This window comes from Natronorubrum sp. A-ect3, from assembly GCF_041821125.1.
Taxonomy (GTDB): domain Archaea; phylum Halobacteriota; class Halobacteria; order Halobacteriales; family Natrialbaceae; genus Natronorubrum; species Natronorubrum bangense.
The window spans coordinates 871,321-886,683 of record NZ_JBGUBB010000001.1; the positions used below are offsets into that span (position 1 = coordinate 871,321).

A 15,363-nucleotide genomic window follows, 5' to 3' on the forward strand; every position below is an offset into this window, starting at 1 on the left:
AAGCTCTCGTATATCATAAGTAAGCTGATAGAAATGGCCACAAACAGTCGTCGGCGAGAAAGCGATAGACCGATCCCGAGGCGGGAACTGCTTGCCGCGGCTGGAGCCCTGGGACTGGTGAGTCTGGGCGGATGTGTCGACGATATCCGGAGTCGGGTTGAGGATGAAGCAGCCGGGAGACTCGTCTCGACGACAGCGGCGAGCCCGTCGTTTTTCTACGCCGGTGGGGAGCACCGCACCGGTCAGCGCCAGCAAGTAGAAGCGAGCTACACCCAGGAGTACGTGCCCATCGTCGCCAGTGGCGAACTCGAGGGAGTCTCCAGAACAGTTGCGCTCGAGGGCATCTACACGGACTCGACGGCGAAAGCACAGGATTACAACAGTGTCCGTTCGAACAAACGTCGGAGCGAGATCGACTTCGGTGACGACGGCGACGAACTCGACGAGGACGCGCTCGATCGACTCTACGAGTACCTCGATGGCGAGCCGACGGTCTCCCAGCGGTTCGTCGTCGTGGTGCCGGACGCCAGTGTGACTGGCCGTGAGGAGTTACTCGCGGACGCCATCACGCCGGAGATACTGCTCGACCAACTCTCTGACGAGCCGTCCCGTCTCGATGGCGAGGGGACAGTGTACGCGTGGGGACGGGCGAAGGCGGGAACTGATACCGGGAATCTGTACTGCTGGGGGGACAATCGAAACAGAGCCGCCGAGTCGAGTGGCGACAACGAGATCCGCTGTCGGACGACACACCTCGCCATCGATACCGACGGCAGCAGTCGCGGTGTCGCTGTCGAACGCATGGGAGAGAGCGTCGCTGTCTGTACCGTTCCCGGCGACGAGGGTGTGCCATCGTGGCGGTTCGTCCCGGACTATCTCGATGATGACGACGACGGCGACGGGGTTCCGACGCGCCTCGAGAGCTGGGGCGAGGAGACGAGCGTCGGTGGGACCACGATGAGTTCCTGTCTCGTCGGTGCGGTCACAGTCCAGCCGCCGGCGTGTCCGTGCCCGATGCCAGCGCTGTTTCACGCCCGTCGGATCCGTCACGACGACCAGTTGCTCTACGTCGGCGGCTGGATCCTCGACGACGCGTCACTTTACAAAAACAGTGTGACGATGCTGGTCGCCGACGGTCCGAACGATATCGTCGATATCGAACACGGCGACGACTTCGCGGCAATGCGACGGGCGGCGGAGTCAGGATTCACTCGCGATCGAGGCCGGTTCGGTTCGGTCTGCTACGACGGTGCGTTCGACCGCGAATCTCTCGCGTACCTGCCGCCAGCCTTTCACGAAGGAGACGGTCCGCAGCGACTCGCGTCGATCAGCAAACGCTCGGCGCGCACTGGCCGGAACCCCCAGACAGGAAAGGAAATCCAGGGAACCGACGACGCCGACGAGCACCACCACCAAGAGCGGATTCGGTTTCCACTCGTCGACGGTGATGGTGACGGTGAAGTCATGCGATGTCTGGTCAGCGCACTCGACTGTCCAATCGTGCGTGTCGATCCAGCCGAGCCCTGCCACAACGGCTGCTGTTGCCCTTCGCGAGACTGTGATTGTAACTGGCTTCCGGCGATGAACGGCCAGTCGCCGCGGTAAGCGAGCACAGAGATGTGAGTCCCGAGGCCATCGATTTGCAAGCTGTCGAGGCGAATCAGCGGTCGCCGACCAGTGGAGAGCCTTGTTCGCTAAGAGGCTGCGAAAATCGATGCGCGATTTTCGAGCGCCTGCGGAGACTGCGCTCCCTGTGGATTCTCTTACGGAAGCTGCAAAGTGCGTCGTGGACACGAGAAGCCTCGAGGCGTGACTCTGAGCACGGTATCCGTCACGCTTGTGCCACTACTGCCCGCTCGATTGGCTCCACCGCTCAAAAGCGATCGGTCGCTAACGCCACTGATACGGACTGCTGACGTGCCCGGGCTAAGAAGACGTCGGGCGAAGCTCAGATCAACTCGAGGAAGCGGGGACGCCGAGAAACTCGAACGGCTCGGCCTCGACGAGGTCGTTGGCGACGTCGCCAGCGAAGACGGTCGCCTGGTGCGCACCGAGTGCCAGCGATCGAACGCCGGCAGCGGCGTCGAAGTCGATTCCCTCGAGGTCCAGCCAGAAGACGTTCGGAGAGAGCGCCGATTCAAAGTAGTAGCGCCGGTCCCGGTGATCGGCGACGGTGCGCCAGCGCGTCGAGGAAATATGCGGTTCATCCGGCGTCCTGATCCCATACGGGACGGAAACGTTGCGGATCGCGCCGAAGACGCTCGCCGTCGCGGCTCGGCGGTCCGAGGTCTGCGGAAGTGCGTCCACGTAGAAACTCGCACGGACGAATCGGTCGGCTGGCCGGTTCGTTCCTGGTAACATAACTGTTCCACCGATCTCCGACCAGTACGCCTCGAGTGCGCGTTGCTGGTCGAACGGCGGGGAGTTCGTCATTACCTGGTACGCTCGATCGTGATAGATCGTCAGTTCGCCGTCGACGTACTCGAGGATGGCGCTGTCACCCGTCGCGTCCGAAATGGACAGATGCAGGGTGGCGAACCGGCCTTCGTCCGGGATTTCGTCGGAAACGACCACGAACTCCTTGTTTCGGTGGGTCTCGACCGCCTCGGCAACCGTCGCGAAGTTGTCGAGGACGTACTGCGCCCACAGCGAAATCGACAGGCCAGGTGTGTCGCCGTCCCATTCGGGATAGTCGGATTCGGTGAGCCACAGGACGTTCGCGGCCAGCCCCGCCTCGTTCATCCCATCGGTCGTCGCGATGTCGTACGCGGAGGCGATGACGCTGCCGTACTCCGCGGTCCACGCTATCGAAGACGGACCGACCTTGCCCGTTCGCTCCATCCCGCGTGGGAATACCCAGATGTTCGTTCCAATCTCGCCGTGCCAGTCCATTGACCGGCCGGTGAGCACGATGTCCTCGGGTCCGAGATACACCAACCGCGTACACATCTACCGTCTCCCTCCCGTCGCTCGGCTGTTGTATGTCATCGATTTGAACATATCTCTATCCTCCCTCGAGCAGGAACATAAGTTGCGTCCGGTCTGATCTGATATGTCCTGGCTGGCTATAGTACCAACTGCAACGATGTACACACTGATCGCACAGCTCACGGGTCGTTCCTCCCCGTTCGCTTTCCGCGATTCGGAACGAACGAAGTGAGTGAGAACCGCGGACGCTCCGAACCGCGCTCCCGTCGTGCGACCGGGTGTGCAGTGACGTGCAGTGGCTACTATAGGTGTCTCTCCCTCGCGTTCGGAACCGAAGCTGTTCCTGTTCGAGTGCCAAGGCCTCCGATCTGCGACGAGTTGGGTCGATAGGTGCCGTCCTCAGTCGCTGTACACCTGCTCGGCTGTCAGCTGTCCCATCAGTGTCCGTTCGCTTCAGTTACTGCTCGAGGAACACCCACTGCTAGCGGCCGCCGATCGCCTACGCTTCGACCGGCGGCCGGCGAACGACCACAACTGGGACCGTCGTTCGCTCGGCGATTCGTTTGGAGGTCTCGCCGAACAGTCGGTCAGTGAGTTTCGGTTCGTCCTCACCGATGACGAGCACGTCGTGTTCATTGGCGACAGCAACGAGGGCGTCCAGTGGCTCATCGACTCGCTCGAGGGTCGTCGTCACCCGCCGGCTTTCGATGCCTGCCTCCTCGAGAGCGCTGGCAACGGCTGTCAGTGCCTGTGCTGCGGATTCCGTGTCTTCGTCTTGTGCTGCCGCATGGTATATCGTCGCGGTGATGTCGGTTCGCTCGAGTAGCGCTGCGACCGTCGCGGCGATGTTCGGGACGTTGATACTGCCACGAACCGCTACGAGGATGCGCTCGACCGATGTTACCGGTGCCGGAAACAGGACGGCGGCACGGTCGATCTCGGTCGCGACCTGCTCGACGGTTCGTCGGGGGTTGTGCGTAAACGATAGCCGGGTCTCGACGTTGGCGCCGGCATCCGAAATCAGGTCACCGACCGTCTCGACGGTCTGTCGTGCGTCCGCTTCGAACTGGGACCGAGCCTGCTCGGAGCTCGTCTGGTTGGGAATCTTGACGACACCGATCACGATGATCGACAGCGGCGAGAGAAACTCGGCGAGGGTTTCCGAGATCGTCTCCCGCTCTTGGACCGCGAGTTGAACCACGACGGTCGGTGTCCCAGCAGTCATGTGGAGCCTCCGTTGAGTGCTATTTCGTCGGGATACAAAAAGTACCAGCCGAGTGCGACGAGGCCGATGACCGTGCCGAGGAGTTGTGAAAGCGGTTGCATATAGTAGATGAGCGCGAAACTCGCCAGCGCGCCGGCGACTGGAACGGCGGGATAGCCCGGACATTCGAACGAGGGGGTGTACCAGTCTGGGCGTTCGTGCCGGAGCTTGAGCAACGCGACGCAGATGAATCCGTACAGCACGAGATGGAGAAACGACGCGACCTCAGCGAGGACTTCCGTCCGCCCCGAAGCGACGAGCAGTACCGTCACGCCGCCGGCGAATGTCAACGCGAAATGCGGCGTTCCGTATCTGTGGCTCAACTGAGCGGCCTGCGGCGGGATGAGGTCGTCCGCACTCAGCGCATACAGCGCCCGCGACGCGCTGAGTATCGAGGCGTTGGCACTCGAAAGGGTCGCCAGCAGGCCGGCGATGAGGATACCAATCGCGCCAACAGGACCGAGATACACCCGCGCTACTTCGACGATTGCGGTCTCGCCCATCGGACCGATCGTGTCCGGTTCGAACGTGCTGCCGGCGATCAACAGCGTGACAACGTACAGAACACCAACCAGAACCACCGACCCAACCATCGCCAGCGGGAGGTTCCGGTCCGGTTCGGCGACGTCTTCAGCGATGGTCGCGATCTGTGCGAAGCCGAGATAGGAGGTAAAGACCAGCGCGGCCGTCGTCAGGACGGGACCATACCCCTTCGGTGCGAATCCGGTCGCTCGCTGGGTGTCACCGTAGATGCCAAGCACGTCCAGCGCGCTGACCGACAGAAAGACCGCCAAAATCGCCAACAATAGGCCAACGACGACGTTCTGGAGTGCTTCCGCGTTCTCGGTTCCGAGAATACTCATCGCCGTCAGTCCGACGCCGGCGACGACGCCGATCAGAACGGCGGCGGTGACAGGACCAATGGTAACGGTCGTCGACTCGAGGACACCAGCCTCGGAAAGCACCGAGATCGCGTACTCGCCGAACCCAACGAGATAGAACGCCGATGCGAACACTAGCCCGAATCCGAGTCCGATGCCGACTATCGCTCCCGGAAGCGCACCGAGACTCCGAGAAACGAAATAGTAGCCGCCGCCCGATTTCGGCATCGCCGTCGCCAGTTCCGCGGTTGGTAACGCGACGAGTAATGCGATGACCGCGCCAATCGCGAACGAAAGCGACGCTGCAGGACCCGCCCGCCCGGCGGCGAGTCCCGGAAAGACGAAAATACCCGCCCCGATCATCGTTCCGACCCCGACTGTGAGGGCACCCATCAGACCGACTGTCCGATCGAGATCAGATTCGGATGCGACCGGTTGTGAGTCGTCCGCCACAGCCGTCATGTCCATTCGCTATCGGATTAATATCTCTCCTTCGTTGCTAGGTTTGGACAGTGAGAGCAATGTCAGAACGTGCCTCGTTCGACGCGTCAGTGAATCAGAACGAGACTGGCAACGAGGTAACGCACAGCCAGCGAAGCTGTCGGACTTCATCGGGGATCTCGCCGCTTCTGTTCGTCGTTCTTTTCGAGATACTTCGTATCCCGCTCACCTGGCGAGTGTCTCGGCGTCACTGACACACGGGAGTTCGCATCGGTTCAGTCTACAGACTGATAGATAAAAACATCAAATACAGCCATTTACTCAGCAGTTCCGAAAAGACGGATAGTACCGCTATCGGGCGGTTTGGGTGTTTGTTTATGTTACTTCCCGTTCCTTCTGGTAGCTAATGTCTACCGAACAATTCACAACTAGACAGAAACTCATCGCGGAGGCTTTCGGCTCTGCGACGCTCGTCTTCGTCCTCGTGTCATCGGGACTACTCGCAGATGGAATGCTGCAAGCGACACCGAGTATCGGCGTGTTATTCATCGGACTGGCGACGGCTGGCTGGCTGTTCGTCATCGTCCAGATACTCGCACCGATCAGCGGCGCCCACGTGAATCCGGCAGTTACGATCGCCCTTGTCGTGACTGGCGATGTGGACGGCAAGACCGCACGACAGTACATTCCGGCCCAGTTCCTCGGCGGCGTGATCGGCGTTGGACTGGCAGGACTCACCTTCGTGAGCACGATCGGCTGGGAGGTGTTTGCGATCTCCGCCGTCGAACGGCCCGCATCCACCTGGCTTGCCGAGTTCGTCGGCACCATCGTGCTCGTGTCGGCCGTTATTTCGCTGCTCAGACAGGAGAGCGACTGGATCGGCCTCGCAGTGGGCTTTACCGTCGGTATGGGGATCATCGCGACGTCGTCGACGGCGTTTCTTAACCCACAGGTCGCCTTTGCGCGGATCTTCACATCCGGGATCGCAGGTATCCAACCGTTCGATGCTGTCATGTTCATGTTCGCCTCCACGCTCGGCGGCATTGCAGCCGGCCTCCTGTGGCGGTATCTCTGGCCGAGACCCACGCCGATCGACCGGCTGAAACCCGAACCCGGCGACGACAGCCTGCTCGACGAGGTGGCGACGGAGACCTAGCCACGCCTCGAACAGGTACATGCCCGCGAGTCGTCGAGAGAGTCGGTGCACCGACGGATGAGCACTAACGGAACGCCTGAGAGGACGCCATCGGTTACTCGGGGAACAGTTCACGTTCTCGCTCGAGGCCATCGATCGCCTCGAGATCGGCAGCCTCGAGTGTCACCTCGATCGCTTCGAGGTTCGCCGCGAGGTGACCGTGACTCGAGGCTTTCGGAATGGGGTGGATGCCCTTCGCGGTGAGCCACGCCAGACTGGCCTGTTCGGGTGTGATGGCGTGGCGCTTGGCGACGTCGACGACCGGTTCAATCGTCCCGACGCGCCCGCCCGACAGCGGCGAGTACGCCACGAGTGGGTAGTCGTGCTTGCGGGCGTGTGCAAGTCGATCCGTAGGCTGGAACAGCGGGTGGTACTCGACCTGGTTGGCCGCGGGTGGCTCGCCGAGAACGTCGATAAATCGCTCGAGGTCGGCCAGTTCGAAATTACTCACCGCGATAGCGTCGATCACGCCCGCGTCCCGAAGGTCGGCCAGCGCTGGCAGGGTCTGGTCGGGATTGTACGCGCCCTTCGGCCGATGGACGTACAACAGGTCCACGCGCTCGAGGCCGAGTCGCTCGAGGCTTTCGGCGGTGCTCTCTGCGACCCGATCGAGTTGGTCGATCCAGAGTTTCGTCGCCACCACGAGGTCGTCCCGGTCGACGGCCGCACGAGCGATCGCCTCGCCGACGACGGCCTCGTTGTCGTAGATCTGTGCGGTGTCGAGATGGCGATACCCCACCTCGATCGCCGTCTCGATCGGGTCGGGATCGTCGATTCCCATCGTTCCCAGCCCTCGCTCCGGGAGTTCCATACTCGATCCTCGCGGTCGGTGATCCTGTATCTGTTGCAGTCGGCGATGCACCTGACTCTGGACCACGGCGACGCCTGTTCGACGTCGCGCAAAACCGGGTGTATCGCCACGATATCTTGCTTCGAGCAGCTGTGGCGTATCGAAACGCGGCTTCGAGAGGCCGGGACTCGCCCCAGCTTCGACCGGGCCGACCACAGGGCGCTGTCAGCGTTTGCGGGCGCCGAGTGAGATGCTCCGGACGCCGTACGTCTGGCACGCGCCCTGTGCTTGCTCGGAGATGAACTCGTACTCGTCGTTTTCGCGAACCGCCGTGAGTTCGAACCCGGCCGTTTCGACCATCGTCGTGTAGTCGTCGACCTGTTCGGCGCCGCCGATACAGGCCGCCCAGAGGTCCGCATCACTTTTGATACCCTCGGGCAGTCGGCGCTCGCTGGTGATATCCGAGAGCGCTACGCGCCCGTTCGGTCTGAGCACACGATTGATCTCCTCGAAGACGCGGTCTTTCGCTGCTGAGAGGTTGATAACGCCGTTCGTGATCACGACATCGAACATCTCGTCTTCGAACGGGAGCTCTTCGATGTAGCCCTGTTCGAAGGAGACGGTCTCCATTCCTGTCTCGTCGCGGAGCTGTCTGGCGTTTGCGAGTTGCTCGTCGGTCATGTCGAGGCCGGTCACGCTGCCGTCGTCGCCGACGTGAAGCGCCGCGACGAACGCGTCCATTCCGGACCCACTCCCGAGATCGAGCACGTCGTTGCCGGCTTCAAGGGCAGCGAGGTCGAAGTGGTAACCCACGCCCGCAAAGGAGTCGATCGCTTCGTCGGGAATCCGATCGAGGTCACCCGGCGAGTAGCCGAGTCGCTCGGCGAGGGCCCGCCCCATCTCGAAATGGAACTCCTCGTCGGGAGCGTCGGCGACGTCCCGGTAGACCGATTTGACCTCGCGCTCGAGTCGGTCGACGTCGAGTGATTCAGCCATGATCAGTCACCGCTTGCGAGTTGGCCCTGGAACTGCTCGGCGATCTGTTCAGCTTCGGTCTTGAACGTCTCGAGGTCGTACTCCTGGGCGTGTAACATGGCGCTGTAGCGGGCGGTGTAACTCGCCAAGAAGGAGAGTTCGGCGAGTTCCGCGTCCGTTGCACCCTGTAGCTGTGCGGCCCCGCGGTGGAAGTGCTGGCAGTACTGGCACCTGATGTTGGCCGCGACCGCGAGCCCGATGAGTTCGCGGTATTTCGCCGGAATCTCGGTCTCGGCGACCAGATACTTTTTGAACGTGGGCCACTCAGCGACGAGGTCGTCGTCCGGCAACGCCTCCAGAAAGCCCGGCACGATGCCAAGTGTCGATTCGATGTCGGTGATCGTCGTTTCGTACGTGTCTGTCATGGGTTCGGTTCGCCCCCGTGGCAACTGTCGCTACGATACGATACCACCTGTAGGCACCTCGTGCCGGGTTGGCAGCCACTGCGCGCTGTGCAGCTACTGCCCAGCGTGCAGACGGTGCCGTGTCGTCACGGCCGGACCATCCCGAGCGCGAACGTGTAACTCGCCGGCCACACTCCCACTCGACGACCCGACACGTTACAGCGCTACGGACACACGCAGTTACTGCTCGAGCGGCCGCGCGTCACGCCGTCGGGCGTCGTACGTCGATTCCGCCCACTCGCGGGCTGCCGGCGTGTCGGTATCGAGCAACGTCTGTACCGTCCCGTTGTCGGCGTTGTAGCCACACAGCCCGACCCGGTCGTCGAACAGACAGAGCCCGTAAGCCGGGAGATCGTCGTGGACGAGAACGGTCAGATTCCCGCTCTCGAGGGGCCCAGCACAGTGGTCTGGGTACGTCGAGAGAATGTGTCTGGCGACGGCCGGCGGATCGATGATCTCTGTCGTCATCCCGTCGACGATCCGTCGGCGAAGCTCGTCTTTGCACGGCTCGAGCAAGGCCTGATCGGCGCCGACGAACCGAAACCGTTCGGTCTCGCTAAGCAGCGAGACGAATCGGTTCACTGGCTGATACGGATCGTCGGACCGTGCAACGGTGACGACCGCGTCAGCCCCCATCTCGATGAGAACGTCGCTGACCTCATCCGGGAGCCACTCCCAGACCAGGCGAAGCTTCCGCTCGGTTTCGATCCGCTCGAGCAACTCCTGTACGCTCGACGCGACGAACGCGCCGAGTGGTGTCGCTTCGTATCGCGCCCCGTCTTGCTGGACCCAGTATCGCGCGTCGAACTCGCGCAGTGTGCGTCCGATGGTGGACCGCGATGCGCCGGTCAACTCCTGTAGCGCAACTTGACTCTGGGGCGCCGCTGCCACCGCTTCGAGCGTGGTGACGCGGTGTTCGGACCGCACGATGAACTCGATATCGTCGAGTGCGGTGTCTTTGGTTCCAAGTATCATGGGTGACATACGCAGGCCAGCAGTATAGCTCTGATACGTTCGCTACGCTCCGATACTCGGTGTGGTCGGCACGCATCGCGCACGCGACGCTTGCGCGCTGGGTCGGTACATACACCGCCGGTCGAACATGACCACCGGTGACGGCGAGCGTCCACTGCGATCTCGACGGTTTTGATATAAGCTCGAATGCGTCGATCGCCGTTGCCACGCAGGCTTCCGGATGGGTCGTATCGGACCGGTTCAGTGCACTCCTCACGCAGCATCGAGACGATACCGCTGCTGACCAGTCCGCCGAAAATCGGCCGTGTCACCTTCCAGTGTGGCTGTCAGACAGCTCAGTCCATATCGTCGCCGTAAGACACCTCGAATGGCCCCTCTTCGGGCGCTTTCTGTGGCAACATCGGTCCGATCGACGCTGTTCGACGAGTGACAGCAGCGGTGCGAAGAATGTACGACGCAAGCAACGACAGCGGCGAAACGACGATTGCGATGAGGCCGCTGATGATGTATGGTTGGTAGCTTCCACTAATCATGGCGCCACTGAACCCACCGTAGAGCAACCCGATCGTCATCGCGGCCAGAATCGCCGGCACGCCACAGTAGATCGTCAACTGTGAGAACTGGGTAAGTTCCCGCTGCAAGTACGTCGTTTTGAAATGCTCTCGAGCGGTGATAAACAGCTCTAGCGTCTCGATTAGCTCATCGACAGTCGTCGTCGCCGCTGACGACAGCGAATCACCATACTGCTCACGGAGCTGTCTGGCAACGTAGAGCTGCCAGGTGGCGTCGTACTCAACTGCCGTCGAAACCGCAGTGAACGTTCCGAACTGCGTGTGCTCGAGCGTGTCGCGAGTTCGGTCGGTGCTCTCTTCGATGCTATTCGTAAACGTGCGGACCAGTTCGCTGTGTTCGCTGTCGTCGTGTGCTGTGGTTGCATCGGCGAGCTCGCTGGCGTGGACGGCAATCGTTTCAACGAGCAACTCGAGTAGTTTTGTCGGTGATGCCGGACTCGCTGGCACGTTCGACTGTGCTGCGATATCGGCTCGAATCTCCATGATCTCCGCAAGCTGATTCTGAGCGTTACCGGCGGACGCGAACTCCTGTGAGAGGATGAGTTGGTTAATCGAGACGACCAGCGTGACGAGCGAAAAGGTGCCAGCGATCATCCCACCAGCGAGTCGTGTAACCGAATCGTCGTTGACAAACGAAATGATACCTAGTTCGGACAAGACGAGAAAGAAAACGAACACGAAAAGCGAAATGCTAGCTGCGATGAGCAGTCGGTTTGCTTCGACCAGTACCCACTCTCGAAGTCTGGCCAGCGAACTGGTTTGACTCCCGATGTCGGTCCCGTAGGACTCGAGTGTGTCGTCGGGCTCGGAAGACCCCATACGCAATCGTCGCCAGAGCCAATCATAAGGGCCGGCGTTGCACATACTGTCGGCACACTCGAGACCGGTTGGGTCCAGTGCGGTTCATACTGCCAGACAACAGTCAGTAGACGCCCAATCGCGTCTCACGGCTCGTCGCCTTTGGTGACGACCGTTCTGCGATCGGTGTGTAAATCGTGTTGTCCGGCAGTAGCAGTCTCGAGGACACACCGATCGCTGCAGCGCGAGTGAACAGTGATGGTTCAGGGCCGACACTGAAATGCATCCGCGGTATCAGTGTGAGTATGACTCGCCACGGAACCCAGCTTCCAGCACCGTTTCGACGACTGCGAGGGCAGTGGCAGTGACACGACCGAGGCCGAGTCGTCGACGCGTTCTCGCTGCAGCCGGCGCCGGGGCCGTCGCTGTGCTGGCTGGCTGCAGCGACAACGGCGTGGGCAGCGAACCAGAATACGAAACGGGTTCAGTCGACGATCTCGATGCCGAGGACCGGTCCGCAGCTGAGCTGACTGCAGCGGAATCGCTCGCCCAGCAGGAGACACAGAACGGCATCACCCCCCTCGAGGAAGTGACGATTGCCGACCACGAGTTCGTCCTCGAGGACGATTATCGCGGCTCGACTGTCCAGGGAACCGTCGAGAACACCGGCGACAACCGGGTCGAAGTCGTTGAAGTTCGTGTTCGTGTCTACGACGACACCGGAGCACAACTCGACTGGTATCTGGACAGCACCGGAGACCTAATCAGTGGTGCAAGCTGGTCGTTTCAGGTCGTTATCCTCGAATCGCCGTCGGATATCGCCAGCTACGATATTACTGTCCTCGGAACACCAGCGTAAATCGTGACTGGCGCGCGAGTGGCCGTCATCTGCGGTCGGCCAGCCGCTCCGGGAGCTCCGTGGTCAGCGGTTGTCGTCTTCGAGAAGGTTGTCGTTGACACCTTCGTACACCTCGTCGGGTGCGAAAGAGAGCGTGTAGGCCGGTCGCCCTTTTCCAGTCGGTGACGTCTGATCAGTCTCTTCCTCGACGAACCCTTCGTCCTCGAGACGGTAGAGCGACCGCATGATGTCGGCTTCAGTGATCGTTCCAACGACCTCAGTGTCGACGCCCTCCAGTTGGGTTTGACAGACCTCGCGAAGGTCGTGTGTCTGGACGGGCGTCTCCCCATCGCGGTGTTGTGCGGCAACGGCCAGCAGGATGACCTGCTCTGTCAGCGAGATGTTATCAAACTGTGATTCAGTGGCCATGGCTGTACTTACACGTCAACCATGGTAGTCGTTGCTTTTCTATACAGAGTCAAAGTTGTGGAAAATAGTCGAAGCGGTCGGGCTCGGCGCCGACTGCGTTCCCGATCAGGTGTTTTCTTCGTCCTGTAACTCCGCTAGCTCTGCTTCGACGTCGCTGTCTTCGACATCAGCTTCGAGGTCCTCGAGTTCGTCTGCATCACTCTCGGTTTGCTCTCGTGGTTCGTCCGCTCCCATCTCGGATTTGAGCGTCTCGAGTTCGGCCTCGACGCCGCTATCGGTCGAGAGCGACTCGAGTTCGCGGTCGATACTATCCTTGTCAGACAGCACGTCATCGAACGCCCCGCTTTCGTGGAGTTCATCGAGGGCGGCGGCGCGTGCCTCCATATCCTCGGTCTGTTCTTCGGCCCGTTCGATGGCACGCCCGACGTCCTCGAACTCCTCGCCCGTAGCCGTCATCGCTTCCGAGACGGTTGAACTCGCCTTGGCTGCTTCGTGGCGGGCTTTCATCGTCTCCTTTTTGGTCCGGAACTCCTCGATACGGGTCTGCAGTTCGTCTTTCTGCTCGATGAGACTGTCCTGCTGGCTCTGGAGTTGTGAGACCTGCCGCTCCAAGTCTTCGATCTGGTTCATCTTCGTCTTCTTTTTCTCGAGTGCGCGGCGTGCCAGATCCTCACGGCCCTGTTGGACGGCAGTGCGGGCCTGTTCGTTGTGTTTGTCGACGTTCTCCTCGAGGCGGCGTTTCTGCATCTCGAGGCGTTTTTTCTGTGTGGTGAGGTCGGCGATACCGCGTTTGACCTGCTGGAGCTGGTCGCGCATCTGCTCGTAGGAGTAATCGAGCGTCTGCGTCGGATCCTCGGCTCGGTTGAGCACCGAGTTGATTTTCGACCGGATGACGTAGGAGGTCCGAGAGAGGATGCCCATATACCTACGTATCGCTCGTCACCCTTAAAAACATCACATCAGCGACAGTCCTCGATGAAAGCGACCCGTTAGTCGGTGTTTCTCGCCGGTTTGATTAGCGGGCGACACAAGAGATGCGCTATGAGCGACGTCCTCATCCCCGGCGGTCGCGACGTTCGTGGAACGCTCGAGGAGCCAGCCGACGATCCAGATGCGATCGTCGTCGCCTGTCCACCCCATCCACAACACGGCGGGAGCCGATCAGATCCGCGCCTCGTCGCGGTGAGCGAGGCGCTCCGGGACGTTGGAATCGCCTGTCTCCGGATCGACTACGGGTCATGGGACGACGGCTACGGCGAGCGCGAAGACGTCCGCAACGCCATCCGCTGGGCCGACGAGCAGTACGACGGCCTCCCGATCGGCGTCTTCGGCTACAGCTTCGGTGCGAGCCAGGCGTTGCTCGCCGCGGCTGACATCGACCGCGAGATCGCCGCCGTCTCCGCGCTCGCGCCGACGGTCCAGCTTGCTGACGACCTCGACGCGCTCGCAGCGCTCGAGGCCATCGCGTCTCCGATCCAGATACTGTACGGCGAGCGAGACTCGACTGTCGACTGCGAGCCACTCGTCGAGCGCGCCCGCGAACGCGGCGACACGGTCACAGCACTGTCGGGCGACCACTTCTTTATCGGCCAGCACGGGAAGCTCGCCGACGCAGTCAGCGGCTTTCTCGAGGACGTGTTGCTCGAATCGATGTAGCTGCACTCTGTTCCGTTGAACAATCAATTTATTGATGGCTCTCTGTGATGACTGATTTGGGGTGTGTAAAAATCAGATGTCTCGCTTCCTGTTCTTAAGGTATTATTATACTTGAGAACACATATATGAGTCTAACTGTACAGAATATAATTAAACTATAACCAAAAGCATTTATTATGTTCATGTCTTATGACTGTATGGACAGACGGACATATCTTGGAAGCGTTGGTGCCGTTGTTGCGACCAGTACGATTGCAGGTTGTGCAGGTAGTGACGACAGTGATGACGGCAGTGAGGATGACGATGGGACGCAGTACGGAACCCTTTCGACGAGCATCACTGACCAGCCAAACGATATCGACCACTTCGAGTCGCTCAACGTGACGATTCAAGGAGTCTGGATCAAACCAACAGAGACAGCGGACGAAGATGCCGAAGACGACGACACGGAAGACCAGGATACTGAGGGCAACGAAACCGAAGACGACGACACGGAAGACCAGGATACTGAGGGCAACGAAACCGAAGACGACACCGAAGAGCAAGACACTGAAGACAGCGAAACCGAAGTCGACGAGGACGAGGACGAAGATGAAGATGTGGATCAAGGGTCAGGTCGCTACTACATCGAGTTCGATGAGCCCCAAACGGCAGACTTAGTCGAACTGCAGGGAGACAACACGCAACTCATCGACGAGACCGAGGTCGAGGTCGGCGACTATCAGTTCCTCCAGTTAGACGTGAGCGACACGGTAGGCACTCTCAAAGAGAGTGATGATGAGCCGGACGTCGAGACACCGGGTAACGCACCGCTCCAGTTCAAGCAGTCGTTCGAGATTCGTGCCGAGGAAACCACGCGATTTATCGCCGACTTCGCACCGTTCCAGACGGGACAAGGAAAGTACATCATCCGTCCGGTTGCAACCGGCACACAGGTTCTCTACGGCGACGAGGAGTACACTGGCGACGAAAACGACGAGGGTGGAGACAGCGAAGACGACGACGAAGCTGCAGGCGGCAATCAGGATACCGCGGCTGGAAACGGGAACTAACGAGAGCCAGCGCCTCGATCTGAGCGGACACACGAGTGGCTGACGGCTCGAGGAGCTTCACTCGAACCCGGAACGGACGAGTTTCGGGGTAGACTGTCGGCCGAC

15 protein-coding genes are annotated in these 15,363 nt (G+C 60.7%); 5 read left to right on the top strand and 10 right to left on the bottom strand.

Annotation, left to right across the window (positions count from 1 at the left end; translation table 11 throughout):
• Nucleotides 1-33 precede the first annotated feature (33 nt).
• On the top strand, nt 34-1,605 hold the full coding sequence (locus tag ACERJA_RS04405) for a hypothetical protein (RefSeq protein WP_373607046.1): 1,572 nt from the start codon (nt 34-36) through the stop codon (nt 1,603-1,605).
• 348 nt (nt 1,606-1,953) lie between these two features.
• Here ACERJA_RS04405 and ACERJA_RS04410 read toward each other — a convergent pair whose 3' ends face one another.
• The 3 genes from ACERJA_RS04410 to ACERJA_RS04420 all read right to left on the bottom strand — a co-directional run bounded on the left by ACERJA_RS04410 (nt 1,954) and on the right by ACERJA_RS04420 (nt 5,541).
• Complete coding sequence (locus tag ACERJA_RS04410) at nt 1,954-2,949, bottom strand: linear amide C-N hydrolase (protein WP_373607047.1); 996 nt, start codon at nt 2,947-2,949, stop codon at nt 1,954-1,956.
• Between the two features lie 478 nt (nt 2,950-3,427).
• Nucleotides 3,428-4,153 carry a universal stress protein gene (locus ACERJA_RS04415; protein WP_373607048.1) on the bottom strand — a complete coding sequence of 242 codons (726 nt, stop codon included), beginning with the start codon at nt 4,151-4,153 and terminating at the stop codon, nt 3,428-3,430.
• Nucleotides 4,150-5,541, bottom strand: a complete 1,392-nt coding sequence (locus ACERJA_RS04420) for an APC family permease (protein ID WP_373607049.1) — start codon at nt 5,539-5,541, stop codon at nt 4,150-4,152. Before ACERJA_RS04420 ends, ACERJA_RS04415 begins: the two co-directional genes overlap by 4 nt.
• A gap of 379 nt (nt 5,542-5,920) precedes the next feature.
• Between ACERJA_RS04420 and ACERJA_RS04425 the strand changes: the two genes are divergently transcribed.
• On the top strand, nt 5,921-6,670 hold the full coding sequence (locus ACERJA_RS04425; protein ID WP_006066419.1) for an MIP/aquaporin family protein: 750 nt from the start codon (nt 5,921-5,923) through the stop codon (nt 6,668-6,670).
• A gap of 94 nt (nt 6,671-6,764) precedes the next feature.
• Here the strand turns inward: ACERJA_RS04425 and ACERJA_RS04430 are convergent, their stop codons facing one another.
• The 5 genes from ACERJA_RS04430 to ACERJA_RS04450 all read right to left on the bottom strand — a co-directional run bounded on the left by ACERJA_RS04430 (nt 6,765) and on the right by ACERJA_RS04450 (nt 11,304).
• Nucleotides 6,765-7,520 (bottom strand): aldo/keto reductase, encoded by a 756-nt coding sequence (locus ACERJA_RS04430; RefSeq protein WP_373607050.1) that lies wholly within the window; start codon nt 7,518-7,520, stop codon nt 6,765-6,767.
• A gap of 204 nt (nt 7,521-7,724) precedes the next feature.
• A complete protein-coding gene (locus tag ACERJA_RS04435) occupies nt 7,725-8,495 on the bottom strand; it encodes a methyltransferase domain-containing protein (RefSeq protein WP_373607051.1) in 771 nt (256 codons plus the stop codon).
• A gap of 2 nt (nt 8,496-8,497) precedes the next feature.
• Nucleotides 8,498-8,899, bottom strand: a complete 402-nt coding sequence (locus ACERJA_RS04440) for a carboxymuconolactone decarboxylase family protein (protein WP_373607052.1) — start codon at nt 8,897-8,899, stop codon at nt 8,498-8,500.
• A gap of 219 nt (nt 8,900-9,118) precedes the next feature.
• Complete coding sequence (locus tag ACERJA_RS04445) at nt 9,119-9,913, bottom strand: helix-turn-helix transcriptional regulator (RefSeq protein ID WP_373607053.1); 795 nt, start codon at nt 9,911-9,913, stop codon at nt 9,119-9,121.
• Between the two features lie 335 nt (nt 9,914-10,248).
• On the bottom strand, nt 10,249-11,304 hold the full coding sequence (locus ACERJA_RS04450) for a hypothetical protein (protein WP_373607054.1): 1,056 nt from the start codon (nt 11,302-11,304) through the stop codon (nt 10,249-10,251).
• Nucleotides 11,305-11,641: 337 nt separating this feature from the next.
• On the opposite strand from ACERJA_RS04450, the gene ACERJA_RS04455 reads away from it, so the two are divergent.
• Nucleotides 11,642-12,142: an FxLYD domain-containing protein gene (locus ACERJA_RS04455; protein WP_373607055.1), complete on the top strand. Its 501-nt coding sequence runs from the start codon at nt 11,642-11,644 to the stop codon at nt 12,140-12,142.
• Nucleotides 12,143-12,205: 63 nt separating this feature from the next.
• Here ACERJA_RS04455 and ACERJA_RS04460 read toward each other — a convergent pair whose 3' ends face one another.
• Both ACERJA_RS04460 and ACERJA_RS04465 read right to left on the bottom strand, forming a co-directional pair.
• A complete protein-coding gene (locus tag ACERJA_RS04460; RefSeq protein WP_373607056.1) occupies nt 12,206-12,550 on the bottom strand; it encodes a hypothetical protein in 345 nt (114 codons plus the stop codon).
• Nucleotides 12,551-12,655: 105 nt separating this feature from the next.
• The gene (locus ACERJA_RS04465; protein WP_373607057.1) at nt 12,656-13,471 is read right to left on the bottom strand and encodes a PspA/IM30 family protein; all 816 of its coding nucleotides are present in this window, start codon (nt 13,469-13,471) and stop codon (nt 12,656-12,658) included.
• 120 nt (nt 13,472-13,591) lie between these two features.
• Here ACERJA_RS04465 and ACERJA_RS04470 point away from each other — a divergent pair, with 120 nt between their 5' ends.
• Together ACERJA_RS04470 and ACERJA_RS04475 are read left to right on the top strand one after the other, a co-directional pair.
• Nucleotides 13,592-14,206: an alpha/beta hydrolase gene (locus ACERJA_RS04470; RefSeq protein ID WP_373607058.1), complete on the top strand. Its 615-nt coding sequence runs from the start codon at nt 13,592-13,594 to the stop codon at nt 14,204-14,206.
• Nucleotides 14,207-14,403: 197 nt separating this feature from the next.
• Nucleotides 14,404-15,258 carry a DUF4382 domain-containing protein gene (locus tag ACERJA_RS04475; protein WP_373607059.1) on the top strand — a complete coding sequence of 285 codons (855 nt, stop codon included), beginning with the start codon at nt 14,404-14,406 and terminating at the stop codon, nt 15,256-15,258.
• The last annotated feature ends 105 nt before the right edge of the window (nt 15,259-15,363 follow it).